The following is a 16,074-nucleotide window of genomic DNA, read 5'->3' as shown; positions in this document are numbered from 1 at the left end:
GCACCGACACCGCGGCGCCGCGGTCGCGCCGGCCGGCTCTGGATTTATCGGCCCACGCGGACGATACTTGGCGTATCCGCTGGTCACCGCGGAGTTTCAGACGCTCGGCAGGCGCGGTAGCGGAGTCTTTCGACAACCAGGCAGCGGCGTCCACCAGACGCCCGCAGCATGACAGCGCGGTCACTCACACACAACGGCGGCATACACAGCGGAGGGCAGCAGCATGACGATTCTGCTCCAGGTTCTCGAGCAGAGCTACACGCCGACCACACCCTGGGAACGGCGCAAATTCACCTTCGTCAACACCCACTGCATCGTCGGGATGCGGCTGGACGGCGAATCCGGCGTCTGGCTGGATCTGTCCCGTCCGGGTGAATCGCAGCGGCTGGCGCACACCGCCGACCCGCACGACGCGATCACCTTCCTGCTCACCACCTTCGCCAAGATCGCCGAATGCGAAGACCGCGGCGGCTCCTGGGTGATCGGCCACGACGGCACCCACAGCAGCACCTTGGCCGCGACCCGTTTCCCGCCGCACGGCGTCCAGGACACCGCCGACGAGCTGCTGGCCCGCGCCTGGCTGTAAGTCCCGCCCTGCCCGCACCGGATGCCGCTGTCTGTCGGTGGGTACCGGTACAACTTCTCCATGCGGGTGGGGAAGCGACAGCAGGTCTCGACAGCACCGGTGCCCGGGCCGTATTCGGCCCGAGCCGTCGGTGCTGCGGTAGCGGCGTGGTCGGCGCTATGGAGATGGGCGGCGCGCCGGCGCCGCGCCGGCGGGGTGCGTCAGCGAATTTCGGGTGCGGGCGAGCTGTGCGCGGATCATGGCGTCGGCACCCTCCTGCTCCGGACGCGGCGCACTCGATTCCCGTGTGCACGGCGCGGCGCGACGCCCGTGGTTGGTGTGCTGCTCGCCGCGTTGTGCCTGGTCAGTGGCTGCGCTCAGCCGACGACGCCCGCTCCGGGCAGTCCGCCCCGCGCCGAGGTCGAGCGATTGCTCGCGACCGTTCGGGTGGTCCAGACGCGGCCGCATCCGGGCGGCTACGAACGCGGCTGCCGGGACGGCGAGTCCTGCGTGTTCGGGCCCGCCTGGTCCGACGATTACGAGGGAACGGGCGGGCACGACGGCTGCGATACCCGCAACAATGTGCTGGCCCGCCAGCTCACCGGCGTCGCCTATCGGCCGGGCACCCGCGACTGCGTGGTGGTCGCCGGTACGCTGGCCGATCCGTACACCGGCACCCGGGTGACGTTCAGCAAATCCGACGCCAAGGACGTACCGATCGACCACGTCTACCCGCTGGCCGCCGCCTGGGACATGGGTGCCGCCGCATGGCCACTCGAGCGCCGCGTCGGCTTCGCCAACGACATCGACTACAACCTGCAGGCCACCACCCGCGCCGCCAACCAGGCCAAGGGCGACAGCACACCGGGAGAATGGCTGCCACCATCTCGCCCGGGCCACTGCTTCTACGCCGGCAAATATCTGACCGTGGCCATTCGCTACGACCTGCCGATCACCGCCGCCGACCACGCGGCGCTGCGGTCGATCGCCGTCACCTGCCCGACCTGAGACGCCGGGCGCAACTACTCGCCTGGCCACCAGATCGTCCAGGCGATCACCAGTATGGGTATCCCGGTCGCAACGATCCATCCTGCCGTCGTCCACCCGTTCACCGCGACGTCTGCCGAATGCTCCATCGGGCAAAGGACAACCGAGGGATGACCGTCTCCACGTCAGCGACGTTCATCACGCGGTTCAACTCCAACGGGCCCAGGTGATCCGGGGTAGGCAGGATCACTGCGTCGGCCCCCGCGTCGCGAGCCTGGTCGGCCACCGGCAGCATCGAGCGCTCATCCGGCCAGACGAGCTGGTACCCGAGACGCCGTGCGAGCCGTCGCATCTGCGCTCGATCCCACCCAATTGCGACGCTCACGTCGTGGTCGATCCATCCGAGCGCTATCGGTTCATTCACTCCGACCCCCTGCTCTGCGGTTGGGTTCACCCCACCGCCCGGGCTGTCGGGCACCTGGCGGTTAGGTCGAACCGAGTCTCACCGCAAGAGCAGTACAGGTCTGTGGCACATCGAGGCTGCGTCCGACGAAAGTGTCACGTAGGGATCGAGATTCACATTCTCAGTAGTCGAGTCGAACCGAGTCGGCGAGATCCCGCATTTCCGGAGTGAGAGTGCGTCGTTCCCGAACTATCCGGCCGAGTATGTCCCGCGCGTAACGCTGCTGGACGAGCCATTCCGGCGCAGCCGAGCGGACTTCTCGCAGCGTCTGCACCGCTTCGCCGAACTGCCGCAACTGTGTGTGCGCGTTCGCCACATCCAACCGATGACGCAATCTCCCCGCCGCCGTCGGTGACAGGACAGCGACGGGTAGCCGCTCCGCGATGTCGAGTGTTGTGGTCGGCTGCTCGGCGATCACCGCACACTCGCCGGTGATCTGTGCGACAGTGATCGGACCGAACAGCCGGTTCGGATTCGGGTCGTACAGCACCTCGCGACCGATTCGCACCGCCGCCGATCGTGCAAGCCTCAAGGCGTCATCGGTCGTGCCCGGCGAGTTGTCCCGCACCTCGACATTGGCGACGTAGAGCCACAGCCGACCCCACAGCGCGAGTTGTGATGCCGTCGCACGTGAGAATCGGGGTTCGATGTCGTCGGCCCAGCGCACGGCAAGATCGCGCGCGGCCGTCAGATCGCCCTGCCGCAGATGTGACCATACTGCGACATTCACCGCGCCGACCGCGATCCCGCGCTCAGGAGCGGTGTCGATGGCTTGATCCAACGTCATAGCAGCGATGTCGAACTGCCGATTCTGAGTGAGCATCCAGCCGGTGAGACTGAGCAACCGGGCCCGGATCGCCCTGCCTTCGTGATCACCGAGCATCTCGGCGTCGCGCAGCAACGGCGGCAGCAGCGCGGCGATGTCGCGATAACGATGTGCATCGATCATCGGCATCAACGCCTCGTAGCCCGCCTGCACTCCGGCGTTGGTCGGATGATCATCCTCATCACTCGGCGCGCAGCTCGGCCCCGACAGGGCACGCCGGACCGGCTCCCACAGATCCGCTGTATCAGGGTCTGCATGTTCGGCATCAGCCGGTCCGTCCTGCAATGTGGACGTGCGAACACGCAATGCGACAGCGAGTTTGCGCACTGTCTCCAGCCGCGCGGTCGACCGGTCTCCTTGTTCGAGTTTCCGGATCAAAGACAACGAGACACCCGAGATATCTGCTAGCTCGCGCTGATTGAACCCGCGCCGCTTCCGAACCGATCGCAGCCGTTGCCCCAGATCCATCACTCCAGGCTAAGGCTGTCACCGATATTGCGCACTGGAGTCCCGGAGGTGTGGCCGCGGCGCTGATCCTCGGCGCCCTGGTACTCAGAACCGGCGGCTACCTGCTCACCCGCGTCAGCGGTTTGTCCGACCGATGTCCGGCGCGTTCGCCCCAATAACTAGGGCAGGTCCGTCGTCACACATCAACGGCGACGTCGCCCCTTCGCATCCGCTCGATGACCGCATCCGTACTCAGCTCGTCTCGGGACTCGGGGTGTTGCCAATAGAAGCGGACGGTGTGGAAAAAGAAAGCCGGATCCATGCCGAGGACCCACACAGGAATATCGATCCTGCGTTCGAGCAGACCTGCTTGCAGACGGTCGATCAGACTCTTGCCGCTGGTGACATCGATCTTCTTCCCTTGTGCGGGCACTATCCGCACAGTGTGGGCGTTGTTGGCAATGCACGGGATGACATCGCCGATGTCGTCCCAACCGACCGAACTCACGGTTCCGCCGAAACGAAGGGATACTCCATCTCGCGTCAACGTGACAAGCCCTCGCCGATTGCGCGAGGAGTACAGATGAAGCCCGACGGCGACAGCCAACGCCAATGCAATGAGTACGACCAGAAGACCCCCACCCGCGACGGCAGATCGACCTGAGCTGGTCGTGTCACTCGAGATACTGAAAATGAACATCAGTCCGCGGATCACGAGAAACGCCGCGCCCACAGCCAGCCAAGCTGTCAGTGCCCGCCGCCAGTAGGTCACATAGTAGATTCGAAGAGTCGACAGTCCGTCGTCTTGCTCACCGACTTCGACATCCCGAGGCATCCGCGTGCGACGGACTCGAAGGATGGGCAAGATCACGGCGACGGTTGTAATGCCGACCAGCCCGATCGCACCACCGTAGAACGCCCGCAGATCGTTGCCTTCCGATACGGCGTCGATTGTGTACGGAATGGATATCAGCGCGCCAATGGTGAACAGTCCTGCGGCGAAAACAAGCGGGCCTCTCGGCCGTGGCTTACCCCAGCCGGTCGGCCAAGGAAGTAATGGCGTCGCGACACCATTCTCATTCTCGGACAAGAGGATCCTCCTGGGGTGATTGGACTACTTGAACGGCTGCTCGACGGCATACGCGCCGGCTGACCCGATGACAAATCCACCCAACGCTGCGCCGACGCCGGCGCAAAAGGCGGAGCCGATTGGTCCCGTGGGAGCGCAAAGGGCCGCACCCGCCGCGGCGCCCGCCCAGCCACCAGCGATCCCGCCCGCCGTACCACCGACCGCATTCGCGATCGCCTCGTCCCCCGGTTTTCCGTTGTGCGCCCAGTCGTCCCAGTTGATGTACGAGTTGATACCGGCCGTTGCGGCCCACCCGCCGTACTTCCCGGTGTTCTTCAGGATGTCGGCAGTCGACGCCCTCGACGCGGCATCGGCTGCGGCGTCCATCGAATCGACCATCGCCCGCCCAGCACCCGGTGTGCCAGAATCGAGCATGTCGATGGCGCGTGCCGAGAATTCCGCCGATCTACCTGCCGCAACTGCTGCGTCCTCGGCCATCGTTCCCCCGGCCCGGGCGGTCCACTCGCTGACCGCACTCGCACCCAGACCAACGCCGGTCGCGACGGGATGCGCGTCAACCGTGCCCACGGTCGACGAGTACAGGCCGTCCCATTGGCCCCCGGTCCAGGTTTTCACGACATCCCACGTCGATTGCTTCGGTGTCCCCGGTACAGACTTCTCCGGGTCGTATCCGAGAACAGACCCGTCTTCGAACTGAGTGACGATCCGGCCATCGGCAAGCTGGCCGGTCTGAGCCGTACGTCCATCGGCGAAAGTCGTCTTGATCGTGCCATCAGGGTTCATCACGGAGTTCATCCCAGCGGAGTTCGAGGTTCCGGCCAGGTGTTGTTGCCCATCCGGCCCGACAACGTACTGCTCGAACGCCCTGAAACCATCCGGCCGAACCCATTGCCGGTCGAGCTCACCGTTCGGGCCGGGTGCGTCGGTAATCACACCCCCGTTAGGGGCCGGATACGACTCGGATAACTGTGCGCCGAGAGATCCATCCGGATTAACGGCATAGGTGGTGGATTTCCCTTGTCCCTTGGGGACGGTCTGAACACGTTGCGTTTTCCCATCCGGCCCGGTGATCGTGCTATCGACGATCCCCGATCCATCCGGCCGGGTAGTAGTCACGGTCGTTGTCGGCGGCGCGCCGTTGACGCTGGTCGTTGTGGTCGTTGATCCGTCTGGACCCGTGAATGACTGCGCGACCGTCCGTGTCCCGTCGGGATTCGGGGTGATCGTGGTCGTTTTACCGTCCGGAGACGTGTACGTGACTGGGATACCTTCCTGCAAGCTTTGAACCGTTCCAAGCGGTCCGAGGTCGGCAGGAATAGTGGTGTCCGGCGGCAGGCCGGGGACAAGTCCGCTGGTGCGGATGGCCTTCGAAGGAGCTTCTTGGATCATGAGCGTGGACAGCTCGGAGTTGAGCGTCGTCAACCGGGTCTGCACGCTGTCCGCGACGCCCTTGGCGTGCTGGAGCGATTGCAGCATTTCGGTGGTGTAACGTCCGGCTTCGGCCATGACTGCCAACCCGCCAATAGATCCTTGATGTCGTCGATCTTTGCGCAGATGTGGCTACCCGCGGTCTTCTCGTTGACCACCCGATCCGCAGCGGCACTCGCGCCGGGTCCATTCCATGACTCAGCAAGGTCGTCTTGCTCGATCAACATCGACTGCAACGCGCCCTCCAACTTGGTCACCAGTCGACCGAGCGATGTGGCGTCGAGTCCGAGCTTGTCGAGTTCCCAGCCGTTGACCTCCGAAATGCGTAGGCCACGCTCCGTCACGACAGGCCACCCATGCCCTGAAGCTTGGCCGCGAAACTGTCGTCGGTGATCTCGTAGTTATCCCCGTTTCCCCGAGCGATCTCAGCCATTTCCGCAGGCCGCGACGCGAACGAACTCAACGTGTTCTTGATCCGCTCGCGAGTGTCGTTGAGGGTGCTGGGTAGGTCTGTCCCTGGAATCGACGCGCCGAACCCGACGGTCACGTCCGCAGCCATCTGCTCTATGGAATCGGATAGCCCGTCCAACCATTGTGCCCAGGCACGTAGCGCATCTGGATCAACCTTGACCGACATGATCGCCCCCCTTGCTTTCGACGGGCAATCGACCCTTCGCCCGTCGGCTGTGTTAGGTCGGTGATCGAATAGCAGATCGAGGTATTTTCCTCATCGCCGCATCGTGGTCGGCAATCGCATCACAAACCGGCGAAGGGGTGCAACGGCCAGCGAGCTTTTGGAAGCGCCACCACCGGTTTCCGGCAGCGCTCACTCCCCGGTGGCGACCACTCGTTTCGGGTCGTTCGACCACTGCGACCACGACCCCGGATACAGCGCGGCATCGATACCAGCGACGGCGAGCGCCGCGATCTGGTGGGCGGCGGTGACGCCCGAACCGCAGTAGACCGCGACCGGGCCAGCGCAGTCGGCGAAACGTTTGCGCAGTTCATCGGGGCTGCGGAAGTGGCCGTCGGCGGTGAGGTTCTCGGCGGTGGGTGCGCTGATGGCGCCCGGGATATGACCGGCGCGGGGGTCGATCGGCTCCTGTTCGCCGCGGAAACGTTCGCCGGCCCGCGCATCGAGCAGCGCACCCGGCCAGCGGGCGGCGGTGTCGGCATCGATGACGGGCAGATGGTTCGGACTCAGCTCGACGTCCCCGTCGGCGGGGTCGGGCTCGGCGCCGGTGGCCAGCTCGGCGCCGGTCGCGGTCCAGGCGGGCAGGCCGCCGTCGAGGATGCGCACATCGGCCACTCCCGCCCAGCGCAGCAGCCACCAGGCGCGGGCGGCCGCCATACCGCCGGTCGCGTCGTAGACGACGACGGTGTCGCCGGTGCACACGCCCCAGCTGCGGGCGCATTTCTCCAGCTGACCGATATCGGGCAGCGGATGCCTGCCGCGCGCGGGTGAGGGCGGCGCGGCGAGTTCGGTCTCCAGGTCGACGAAGACCGCGCCGGGAATATGCCCGTCCAGATAGTGTTGCGGGCCGTCCGGATCGCCCAGCGCCCAGCGGACATCGAGTAGCCGTACTCGATTGTCCGACAACGCGTCCCGCAGTTCGTCCGCCGAAATGAGTACCGGCCGCACCCCAGCTCCTCGTTCAGATCCCGCCTCGTCGAGCCCGTCGCCTCCCAGCGTACGGCCAGGTCCGCGCTCTCGTGCGGTGACCCGGAAAAAGCCGGCCGAACGCACGCGAGCACGATTTCAGGCCAGTTCTCATCGACTGGCTCGGGACAGCACGCCCGGACCGGCGCAATATCGCCACAATGTCGCAGAAATCGCCGTCCACCGCCGCGCCGCCGACCACCGACCCCGCCACGAGTTCATCCGGCGCACGCGACATCACCCAGCCGATCGGCGCGGGCGTGATCACCGCGCTGGTCGGCTTCACCAGCTCGTTCGCCGTGGTGCTCAGCGGCCTGACGGCGGTCGGCGCCACTCCCGCACAAGCCGCGTCGGGGCTGCTCGCGCTCTGCCTCGCCCAGGCCGTCGGCATGTTGGTGCTGAGTTACCGGTTCCGGATGCCGATCACCCTGGCCTGGTCCACGCCCGGTGCTGCGCTGCTCGCAGGCACCGGAGTGGTGGCGGGCGGCTGGGCCGCGGCCGTCGGCGCGTTCGTGGCGACCGGTGTACTGATCGTGGCCACCGGACTGTCGCGGCGACTCGCCGACCTGGTCGCCGCGATCCCGATGGAGATCGCGCAGGCCATGCTGGCAGGCGTGCTGATATCGCTGTGCCTGGCGCCGGTGCGGGCGGTGCAGACCAGCCCGGCGGTGGTGGTGCCGGTGATCGCGGTATGGCTGATCATGCGTCGCGTCGCCGCGCGCTGGGCGGTGCTCGCGGCGTTCGGCGCGGCCGCGGTCGGGGTGGGCGTCGGCATCGTCGCCGGGCACAAGCACCTCGATCTCGCCGCCATGGTACCGTCGGTCGAACTGACTGTGCCGCAGTGGAGTTGGCAGGCCATGATCAGCATCGCGGTGCCGCTCTATGTCGTGACCATGGCGTCGCAGAACATCCCCGGCGTCGCCGTCCTGTGCTCGTTCGACTACCGCGTGCCCTGGCGTGCCGCGATGACGGTGACCGGACTCGGCACCGTCGCCGGTGCGCCCGCCGGTGGCCACGCGATCAATCTCGCCGCCATCAGCGCGGCCCTGTCCGCCGCACCGGCCGCCCATCCGGATCCGCGGCGCCGCTGGATCGCCGGCTGCACCGCGGGTGCGAGCTATCTCCTGCTCGGGCTCGGTTCGGCCGCACTGGTCAACGTCATCGCCGTCGCTCCGGCGGGAACCCTGGAAACCGTTGCGGGACTGGCCTTGCTGCCCACCCTCGCCGCGGCGCTGGCGGCTGCGCTGGCCTCGGAACAGGATCGGGAGGCAGGCGTGGTCACGTTCCTGGTCGCCGCGTCCGGGATCGCTTTCCTCGGTATCGGCTCGGCGTTCTGGGCGGTGATCGCGGGTCTGATCGTGCGCTACACCTTGCGCCGCCGAACCGCACGCCCGGCGACCGAGCAGGCTACAAACGGCTCAGCAGAGTGAGCGGATCCTCCAGCAACCCGGCCGTGGTCGCCAGGAACCGCGCGGCCTGTTCGCCGTCGATCATGCGGTGGTCGAAACTGAGCGTCAGCGTGGTGACCCAGCGAATGGCGAGCTCATCGCGCACCACCCAGGGGCGCTTGGTGATCGCGCCGAGGCACAGGATCGCCGCCTCCCCCGGATTGACCAGCGGCATACCGGCGTCGACGCCGAAGACGCCGACATTGGAGATGGTGAAGGTACCGCCGCGCAGGTCGGTGGGCGCGGCATTGCCCGCGCGGGCGACATCGACCAGCCAGCCGATCTCCCGGCACAGATCGCGCAGGCTCAACGCGTGCGCGTCCTTGATATTGGGTACCAGCAGGCCGCGGTCGGTGGCCACCGCGATCCCGAGATTGACGTAGTGCTTGGTGACGATCTCCTGATTCGCCTCGTCCCAATAGGCGTTCAGGCCCGGGAATTCCGCCAGCGCGGCCAGCACCGATTTCGCCACCAGTGCCAGCGGGGTCAGCGTCAATCCGGTGAACGGCGCGGTGGTGCGCAGATGGTCGAGCAGTTCCATGCTCGCCGTGCAGTCCACCGTGATCGAGGCACCGGCCTGCGGGATGGTGCGCGCGCTGGCGACCATGGCGGCGGCGGTGCGTTTGCGGACCCCGCTGATGGGGGTGCGCTCTTCGCGGGCGGGCGGACGCACGACGCCGGATTCGGCTCCCGCCGGAGTCTCGGTCGTGGCGGGCGCTGCGGCGGGCTCGGCGGCGCGGACCCGCGGCGAGGAGACCGGGACCGCCGAACGGACGTCGTCGACGGTGACCGCGCCCTGCGGGCCGGAACCCGCGACGTACCACAGGTCGATGCCCAGCTCTTTGGCCAGTTTCCGGGCTGCGGGGGTTGCTGCGGCGCGGGCAGCGGTCGACTGTTTCCCGTTCGCCGCCGAGCTCTGCGGATGGGCGGCGTTGACCGGCTCGGCGGGGCGGCGTCGCCGCGACACCGCCTCCCCTTCCGGGCCGTATCCGACCAGCACCGACGTGCGCTCCGGCTCAGCGGGCTTCGCGGGCGCGGAATCCGCCGTGACGACGGGCGCCTCCGGTGTGGCGGGCGCCGTGGTCCGCACCCGGATCAGCGGCGCGCCGACCGGCACCGTCGCCCCCGGCTCGACCAGCAGTTCCACCACCGTGCCCGCGAACGGTGACGGCAACGCCACCACCGCCTTGGCCGTCTCCACCTCGGCGATGGTCTGATTCAGCTCGACGGCGTCGCCGACGGCCACCGACCACGATTGCAGTTCGGCGTCGGTCAGGCCCTCCCCCAGATCGGGCAGCCGGAATTCCAGCACCTGGTTCGGGTCGTCGGCACGCGGTTCGTTCACGAAAGGCACCTCGGTCTCGATCGAGCTGGTCGCTGGCTGTCTGCGATTGTGCCGCCCCGACGACGTCCGCGTGGTGCGGCAGGCCGTCGAGGCGCAATCACGTCACGCGGCCAGCGAGCGATCCACGGCCGCGAGAATGCGATCCGGGTCGGGCAGATGGTGCTTTTCGAGTTTGGCAGGCGGATACGGGATATCGAAGCCGCCGACGCGCAGCACCGGCGCCTCCAGGTGATAGAAGCAGCGTTCGGTGATCCGCGCCGCGATTTCCGCGCCGAGCCCGGCGAAGACCGGCGCCTCGTGCACCACGATCAGCCGTCCGGTCTTGGCCACCGACTCTTCGACGGTGTCGAAGTCGATCGGTGAGAGGCTGCGCAGATCGATCACCTCGAGCGAATGCCCTTCCTCGGCGGCTATTTTCGCAGCCCCCAGCGCGGTGGCGACGGTGCCGCCATAGGCGACGAGGGTGGCGTCGGTGCCCTCGCCGCAGACCCGGGCGCGATCCGGGGCGAGCTCGGCGGGGGCGTCGAAATCGACGTCGGCCTTGTCCCAGTAGCGGCGCTTGGGTTCGAAGAAGATCACCGGATCGTCGAGCGCGATCGCCTGGCGGATCATCACATACGCGTCGGCCGGGTTGCTCGGCGTCATCACCCGCAGACCGGCGGTGTGCGCGAAATAGGCCTCCGGCGATTCGGAATGATGCTCGACCGAACCGATGCCGCCGCCGAACGGAATGCGAATGGTGATCGGCGCCTTCACCTTTCCCTGGGTGCGATAGTGGATCTTGGCCACCTGGGACACGATCTGGTCGAAGGCCGGATAGACGAAACCGTCGAATTGGATCTCACACACCGGACGGAATCCGCGCAGCGCCATGCCGAACGCGGTGCCGATGATGCCGGATTCGGCCAGCGGCGCATCGATGACGCGGTTGTTGCCGAAATCCTTCTGCAGGGTGTCGGTCACCCGGAACACCCCGCCGAGGCGGCCGATGTCCTCGCCCATGAGCAGCACCTTCGGGTCGTCCTCCAGTGCCCGGCGCAGACCGGTATTGAGTGCGGCGGCGAAGGTGGTGATCATGACGGGACTCCTTCCGTTGACGCGTGGGCGGCCAGGTGCTGTGCGTACGCGCGCCGTTGTTCGGCGATCAGCGGATGCTCGGTGCTGTAGACGTGCTCGAACAGCTCCATCGGGTCGGGATCGGGCATCGTGATGGTCGCGGTGCGGACCACGGAGGCGATCTCGTCGGCCCTGTCGCGGACCCGCTGCTCGAACTGCTCGTCCAGCAGATTCTCCCGGCCGAGCAGCCGGTGCACCCGATCGATCGGGTCGCGCTTCTTCCACTCCTCGGTTTCGGCGTCGGAGCGGTAGCGGGTCGGATCGTCGGCGGTGGTGTGCGGGCCCATCCGGTAGGTGATCGCCTCGATGAACGACGGGCCGCCGCCGGCGTGCGCACGGGCCAGCGCCTGCCGGGTGACGGCGAGCACGGCCAGCACATCGTTGCCGTCGACCTGTACCGAGGGGATGCCGTAGCCGAGGGCGCGCTGGGCGATGGGGGTGGCGCTCTGCAACCGGACCGGTTCGCTGATCGCCCAGTGGTTGTTCTGGCAGAAGAACACCACCGGCGCGCTCCAGCTCGCCGCGAATCCCAGTGCCTCGGCGATATCGCCCTGACTGGTGGCGCCGTCGCCGAAATAGGCGATGGTGGCGATATCGGCGCCTTCCAGATGCGCGGCGTAGGCGTAACCCGTGGCGTGCAGGCCCTGCGCGCCGACCACGATGGCCGGATTGGTCGTCTTGATGACATCGGGATCCCAGCAGGAATGGGCGACACCGCGCCACATCCGGGTCAGCTGAGCCGGATCGACGCCGCGGCAATAGGCGACAGCCGCCTCCCGGTAGCTACAGAACACGTAGTCGTCGGGGTGCAGGGCACGCGCCGAACCCACCTGCGCGGCCTCCTGGCCGAGCAACGGCGCCCACAGCCCGAGCTGCCCCTGCCGCTGTAAGGCCGTGGCCTCGGTGTCGATGCGACGGGTCACCACCAGGTCTTCGTAGAGATCGCGCAGCTTGTCGGGCCCGATATCGGCGACCACCGCGGCATGTTCCCGGTCGAGGACGCGCCGGCCGTCGGGCTGGATCAGTTGTACCGGATAGCTGGGTTTACCGAGCATCTCCTTCACCGCCTCCTGCACGTCGGAGTCAGGATTGTGTCCTGTATCACACAGCATCCACGATCCGGCGATGTGCGCAAGCGAGCGACACGAAACTGAGCAGAATGCTCGATTCCAGGGGTGACTCCCCGGTCATATTGCACGTTGTGACAGATCAACTACCCGGCGTCGCGTGCATCGCCCCTGCTACGACGCAGAAACCGGCCGCCGAGCAGAGCCGGTGGGCGGGCCGACGACCGCGCAGGTTCGGTGTAGTCGTGCACCGGCTCGCGCGTCTCTCGTACAAGACGGGAGCGGGCGACCCGGGCCTGCCGACCACACACCGCCGGAATTGCGGCTGTAACGGCCCGGCAGGCGCCCCGATAGTCTCCGTGGGCCGCGCGGCCCGGCCAAACCTGTTAGCAGAAGGGCACATTCGGCCGTCCGCGCCCCGCGTCGCCGTCGAGATGCCGGCTCTGGCGATGCCGCACGGCTCGGTCCGATCCGCGACCGGGTCCCTCTCATCGCACCGAACAAAGGATTCATCATGTCGTTCCCCAAGCTGCTCGGCGCAGGCGTCGCGGCACTGGCTCTCGGCACCGTTCTCGCCGCGGGCCCGGCTCTCGCCGAGCCGCTGCCCGTCACCCCGATGGTCACCCCCGTGGTCGCACCGGGTGAGCCCGCACCGGGTGGGGCGTCGTCGGGTAGCGCAGTGCTTTCGCTGATCGATCGCCTGATGTGCGGCTCGTCGATCCACTGCACCTAGGCCTATCCCCTAGTCGATGGCACGGGCGGAGCATTCCGCCCGTGCCGGTCGCATGATGGCCGCCGGGTGCGCTGATCACCCCTGCGGGCGACCCGGGCGTGCCATCATGCGATATATGACCGGTCGAGAGCTCGCCGATCCCGCCGTCGACGCCACCGACGCGCGGTTGCTGCTGGAGCTGGTGGACAACCCGCGGGCGACCGGCGTCGAGCTGGCCGCGCGGCTGGGGTTGTCACGCAATACGGTGCAGGCGCGGCTGGCGCGCTGGGAGGCCAATGGCGTGCTCGCCAGTTTCGAGCGGCGGGTGGAGGCGCGGGCGCTCGGCTATCCGCTGGCAGCATTCGTCGCGGTGGTCGTCGACCAGCACAAACTCGATCCCGTGGTCGATGAACTCGCGGAAGTCCCCGAGGTCACCGAGGTGTGCGGGATGACCGGCGCCACCGATCTCACCGTGCGGGTGGTGGCTCGCGACGCCGATGATCTCTACCGCATCACCGGGCGCATCCTGAAGATCCCGGGTGTGGAGCGCACCAATATGGCTCTGGTGATGCGGGAATTGGTCGGCCCGCGGATATCGCCGCTGTTGGAGCGCATCGCCGAATCCGGCTGATCGAACACCGAAGAGCCGGCGGCTTGCTGCCCGTTGCGTGACCGCCCGAAGCCGGACCCGGACGACGGCTATCGTGCGGGCATGGATATTTCGGGCACAGTCGCCATCGTCACCGGAGGCGGAGCAGGGATCGGGGCGGCGCTGGCGCGGCGGCTGGTGACAGGCGGGGCACGCGTCGTGGTCGCGGATCTCGATGCCGATGCGGCGCGGAAAGTCGCGGATTCGCTGGGCGCCGCGGCGATCGCGGTGGGTGGTGATGTCGCCGACGACGCGGTGATCGCCACGCTCATCGAACGCGCCGAGGCCGAATTCGGTCCGGTCGACCTGTTCTTCGCCAATGCAGGCATCGGCGGCGGCCCCGGCCTGGACAGCACCGATGCGCAGTGGACGGCCGCGCTCGAGGTCAATGTGCTCGCGCATGTGCGTGCGGCGCGCCAGCTCGTGCCGGGATGGCTGGAACGCGGCAGCGGATACTTCGTGACCACCGCGTCGGCGGCGGGACTGCTCACCCAGATCGGGTCGGCGCCGTATTCGGTGTCCAAGCACGCGGCGGTCGGCTTCGCCGAATGGTTGTCGGTGACCTACGGCGACAAGGGCATTCGGGTCAGCTGCCTGTGCCCGATGGGGGTCGACACCCAACTGCTGCACGGCGGGATGATGCCGCCGGAGAACGCCGACGCCGCGGAACTGGCGATCAAGGCGGTGACCACGGCCGGTGCGGTACTCACCCCTGAGCAGGTCGCCGACACCGTCGTCGCCGGTATCGAGGCCGAGACCTTCCTCATCCTCCCGCATCCGGAGGTGCTGAAGATGTACCGCTACAAGGGCAGCGATTACGACCGCTGGCTCGACGGCATGCGCCGGTTCCAGGCGGCCCTGCGGTATTCGACGGCCTGATCAGTCCGTGACGAGCTGGGCCGCGGCGGTGCGGATGACCTCGGGAATCTCCACCGGCTTGCGGGTCTCGGAGTCCACGTAGACGTGCACGAAGTTGCCGGTGGCGGCCAGTTCCATTTCGCCGTCGGCGTCACGGAAGATCGCCAGATCGTAGGTGATGCTGGAGCGGCCAAGCCGGGAGATCCGCAGGCCGACCTGGAGCTGGTCCGGGAAGCTGATCGAGCCGAGGTACTGGCACGAGGTCTGCGCCACCACACCGAGGGCGGGCAGATCGCGGATATCGGTGCCGGTGGCGTGCATCAACCACGCGTTGACCGCGGTGTCGAAGTACGAGTAGTAGGTCACGTTGTTGACGTGACCGTAGTGGTCGTTGTCGGCCCACCGGGTGGGCACCGGCCAGAGCACCGGATACTGCTGCTGCGTCACCCGGCCGACGATACCGGCGCCGGTGCCGCGCCCCGGCGGTGGTCGCGCGGGCTCACCCCGAACTGCCGTTTGAACGCCGAACTCAGCGCGAACGCGCTGCCGTAGCCCACCTGACGGGCGATGGACTCGATGGTGGCATCGGAGTCCTGGAGCAGGTCGGCGGCCAGCGCCAGCCGCCATTCGGTGAGGAAGGCCATCGGCGGCTCCCCCACCAGATCGGTGAACCGGCGGGCCAGCGCCGCCCGCGACACCCCGACCGCCGAGGCCAGGCTCGCCACCGTCCAGCCGTGCGCCGGATTGTGCTGCAACAACCGCAGGGCCTTGCCGACCAGCGGATCGTCGTAGGCGTGATACCAGGCGGGGGCGTCGTTGCGGGCGAACCAGGCGCGCAGGGCCGCGATCAGCAGCAGATCGAGCAGCCGGTCCAGTACCGCGCCCTGGGCGGGCTGATCCTTGGACATCTCGTCGACCAGCAGCTCGAGCAGCCGGGTATCGCATTCGCCATCCGGCAGCACGACGACCGGCGGCAGCGCGCGCAGCAGCCCCTGGCTCACCGCACCGGCCGATTCGTAGGTCCCGGTCACCATCATGGTCTCGCCATGGGGGTCGGTGCCCCATTCGCGCACGCCCAGACTCAGGGTCTCGCAGAGGATCTCACCGTCGGGCGTCATCGTCACCTGGCCGGGTTTGATGATGATCTGCGGTTCGGTGGACGGATCGTCGGCGACGACATAGGGGCGCCCGCCGCTGAACACCACGACGTCACCGGCGCTGGTCCGGCGGCCCGCCGGGTCGTCATCGGTGATGATCCAGGCGCCGCCGCGGATCATGGCGAGCACCGTCAGCGGTGCCTCGTCCTCGATGCGCAGCGACCACGGCGGTTGCAGCACCGATCGCATCAGGAAGGCGCCGCGAGCCCGGGGACCTTCGAGCAGACCGGCCAACGCGTCCATTCCCCAACTGTAC

17 protein-coding genes are annotated in these 16,074 nt (G+C 67.5%); 6 read left to right on the top strand and 11 right to left on the bottom strand.

Features of this window, described 5'->3' with window-relative positions; translation table 11 throughout:
- Positions 1 to 223 precede the first annotated feature (223 nt).
- Together NOCYR_RS05545 and NOCYR_RS05540 are read left to right on the top strand one after the other, a co-directional pair.
- Positions 224 to 586, top strand: a complete 363-nt coding sequence (locus tag NOCYR_RS05545; protein ID WP_014349376.1) for a hypothetical protein — start codon at positions 224 to 226, stop codon at positions 584 to 586.
- 309 nt (positions 587 to 895) lie between these two features.
- Positions 896 to 1,573, top strand: coding sequence for an HNH endonuclease family protein (locus NOCYR_RS05540; protein WP_048832903.1), 678 nt, complete (start codon positions 896 to 898; stop codon positions 1,571 to 1,573).
- A 100-nt stretch (positions 1,574 to 1,673) separates the two neighbouring features.
- Here the strand turns inward: NOCYR_RS05540 and NOCYR_RS05535 are convergent, their stop codons facing one another.
- The 6 genes from NOCYR_RS05535 to NOCYR_RS05510 all read right to left on the bottom strand — a co-directional run bounded on the left by NOCYR_RS05535 (position 1,674) and on the right by NOCYR_RS05510 (position 7,448).
- Positions 1,674 to 1,976, bottom strand: coding sequence for a hypothetical protein (locus NOCYR_RS05535; protein ID WP_048833934.1), 303 nt, complete (start codon positions 1,974 to 1,976; stop codon positions 1,674 to 1,676).
- A gap of 160 nt (positions 1,977 to 2,136) precedes the next feature.
- The gene (locus NOCYR_RS05530; RefSeq protein WP_048832901.1) at positions 2,137 to 3,309 is read right to left on the bottom strand and encodes a helix-turn-helix domain-containing protein; all 1,173 of its coding nucleotides are present in this window, start codon (positions 3,307 to 3,309) and stop codon (positions 2,137 to 2,139) included.
- Between the two features lie 175 nt (positions 3,310 to 3,484).
- Entirely contained in the window at positions 3,485 to 4,378 is an 894-nt protein-coding gene (locus tag NOCYR_RS05525) for a hypothetical protein (RefSeq protein WP_014349372.1), read from the bottom strand.
- A gap of 24 nt (positions 4,379 to 4,402) precedes the next feature.
- Positions 4,403 to 5,884 (bottom strand): hypothetical protein, encoded by a 1,482-nt coding sequence (locus tag NOCYR_RS05520; RefSeq protein WP_048832898.1) that lies wholly within the window; start codon positions 5,882 to 5,884, stop codon positions 4,403 to 4,405.
- A 262-nt stretch (positions 5,885 to 6,146) separates the two neighbouring features.
- Complete coding sequence (locus NOCYR_RS05515) at positions 6,147 to 6,443, bottom strand: hypothetical protein (RefSeq protein ID WP_014349371.1); 297 nt, start codon at positions 6,441 to 6,443, stop codon at positions 6,147 to 6,149.
- Between the two features lie 189 nt (positions 6,444 to 6,632).
- Positions 6,633 to 7,448 (bottom strand): sulfurtransferase, encoded by an 816-nt coding sequence (locus NOCYR_RS05510; protein ID WP_014349370.1) that lies wholly within the window; start codon positions 7,446 to 7,448, stop codon positions 6,633 to 6,635.
- Positions 7,449 to 7,627: 179 nt separating this feature from the next.
- On the opposite strand from NOCYR_RS05510, the gene NOCYR_RS05505 reads away from it, so the two are divergent.
- Positions 7,628 to 8,896, top strand: coding sequence for a benzoate/H(+) symporter BenE family transporter (locus NOCYR_RS05505; protein ID WP_014349369.1), 1,269 nt, complete (start codon positions 7,628 to 7,630; stop codon positions 8,894 to 8,896).
- Here NOCYR_RS05505 and NOCYR_RS05500 read toward each other — a convergent pair.
- From NOCYR_RS05500 to pdhA, 3 genes are all read right to left on the bottom strand, one after another.
- Positions 8,874 to 10,259 (bottom strand): dihydrolipoamide acetyltransferase family protein, encoded by a 1,386-nt coding sequence (locus NOCYR_RS05500; protein ID WP_014349368.1) that lies wholly within the window; start codon positions 10,257 to 10,259, stop codon positions 8,874 to 8,876. The genes NOCYR_RS05505 and NOCYR_RS05500 overlap by 23 nt on opposite strands.
- Before the next feature lie 102 nt (positions 10,260 to 10,361).
- Positions 10,362 to 11,336 carry an alpha-ketoacid dehydrogenase subunit beta gene (locus NOCYR_RS05495; RefSeq protein WP_014349367.1) on the bottom strand — a complete coding sequence of 325 codons (975 nt, stop codon included), beginning with the start codon at positions 11,334 to 11,336 and terminating at the stop codon, positions 10,362 to 10,364.
- Positions 11,333 to 12,430: a pyruvate dehydrogenase (acetyl-transferring) E1 component subunit alpha gene (gene pdhA, locus NOCYR_RS05490; protein WP_048833931.1), complete on the bottom strand. Its 1,098-nt coding sequence runs from the start codon at positions 12,428 to 12,430 to the stop codon at positions 11,333 to 11,335. The genes NOCYR_RS05495 and pdhA overlap by 4 nt, the downstream gene beginning before the upstream one ends.
- 526 nt (positions 12,431 to 12,956) lie before the next feature.
- Between pdhA and NOCYR_RS05485 the strand changes: the two genes are divergently transcribed.
- From NOCYR_RS05485 to NOCYR_RS05475, 3 genes are all read left to right on the top strand, one after another.
- Complete coding sequence (locus tag NOCYR_RS05485) at positions 12,957 to 13,175, top strand: hypothetical protein (protein ID WP_014349365.1); 219 nt, start codon at positions 12,957 to 12,959, stop codon at positions 13,173 to 13,175.
- A gap of 115 nt (positions 13,176 to 13,290) precedes the next feature.
- Positions 13,291 to 13,785, top strand: a complete 495-nt coding sequence (locus NOCYR_RS05480) for an Lrp/AsnC family transcriptional regulator (protein WP_014349364.1) — start codon at positions 13,291 to 13,293, stop codon at positions 13,783 to 13,785.
- Between the two features lie 81 nt (positions 13,786 to 13,866).
- On the top strand, positions 13,867 to 14,682 hold the full coding sequence (locus NOCYR_RS05475) for an SDR family oxidoreductase (protein ID WP_048833930.1): 816 nt from the start codon (positions 13,867 to 13,869) through the stop codon (positions 14,680 to 14,682).
- On the opposite strand, the gene NOCYR_RS05470 is transcribed toward NOCYR_RS05475, so the two are convergent.
- Complete coding sequence (locus tag NOCYR_RS05470; protein WP_014349362.1) at positions 14,683 to 15,108, bottom strand: acyl-CoA thioesterase; 426 nt, start codon at positions 15,106 to 15,108, stop codon at positions 14,683 to 14,685. It lies immediately after the preceding gene.
- Positions 15,105 to 16,061 (bottom strand): AraC family transcriptional regulator, encoded by a 957-nt coding sequence (locus NOCYR_RS05465; RefSeq protein ID WP_014349361.1) that lies wholly within the window; start codon positions 16,059 to 16,061, stop codon positions 15,105 to 15,107. The genes NOCYR_RS05470 and NOCYR_RS05465 overlap by 4 nt, the downstream gene beginning before the upstream one ends.
- Positions 16,062 to 16,074: the final 13 nt, after the last annotated feature.

The sequence above is a fragment of the Nocardia cyriacigeorgica GUH-2 genome (assembly GCF_000284035.1).
GTDB classification, from domain to species: domain Bacteria; phylum Actinomycetota; class Actinomycetes; order Mycobacteriales; family Mycobacteriaceae; genus Nocardia; species Nocardia cyriacigeorgica_B.
Note: the sequence above shows the minus strand (reverse complement) of the source record. Positions and strands in the feature narration are given on the sequence as shown.

Excerpts from the sequence above, each read along its gene's own strand:
- NOCYR_RS05545 (WP_014349376.1), top strand. The coding sequence starts at position 224 with ATGACGATTCTGCTCCAGGTTCTCGAGCAGAGCTACACGCCGACCACA.
- NOCYR_RS05480 (WP_014349364.1), top strand. The coding sequence starts at position 13,291 with ATGACCGGTCGAGAGCTCGCCGATCCCGCCGTCGACGCCACCGACGCG.
- NOCYR_RS05495 (WP_014349367.1), bottom strand. The coding sequence starts at position 11,336 with ATGATCACCACCTTCGCCGCCGCACTCAATACCGGTCTGCGCCGGGCA.
- NOCYR_RS05515 (WP_014349371.1), bottom strand. The coding sequence starts at position 6,443 with ATGTCGGTCAAGGTTGATCCAGATGCGCTACGTGCCTGGGCACAATGG.
- pdhA (WP_048833931.1), bottom strand. The coding sequence starts at position 12,430 with ATGCTCGGTAAACCCAGCTATCCGGTACAACTGATCCAGCCCGACGGC.
- NOCYR_RS05475 (WP_048833930.1), top strand. The coding sequence starts at position 13,867 with ATGGATATTTCGGGCACAGTCGCCATCGTCACCGGAGGCGGAGCAGGG.
- NOCYR_RS05520 (WP_048832898.1), bottom strand. The coding sequence starts at position 5,884 with ATGGCCGAAGCCGGACGTTACACCACCGAAATGCTGCAATCGCTCCAG.
- NOCYR_RS05485 (WP_014349365.1), top strand. The coding sequence starts at position 12,957 with ATGTCGTTCCCCAAGCTGCTCGGCGCAGGCGTCGCGGCACTGGCTCTC.
- NOCYR_RS05530 (WP_048832901.1), bottom strand. The coding sequence starts at position 3,309 with ATGGATCTGGGGCAACGGCTGCGATCGGTTCGGAAGCGGCGCGGGTTC.
- NOCYR_RS05465 (WP_014349361.1), bottom strand. The coding sequence starts at position 16,061 with ATGGACGCGTTGGCCGGTCTGCTCGAAGGTCCCCGGGCTCGCGGCGCC.
- NOCYR_RS05505 (WP_014349369.1), top strand. The coding sequence starts at position 7,628 with ATGTCGCAGAAATCGCCGTCCACCGCCGCGCCGCCGACCACCGACCCC.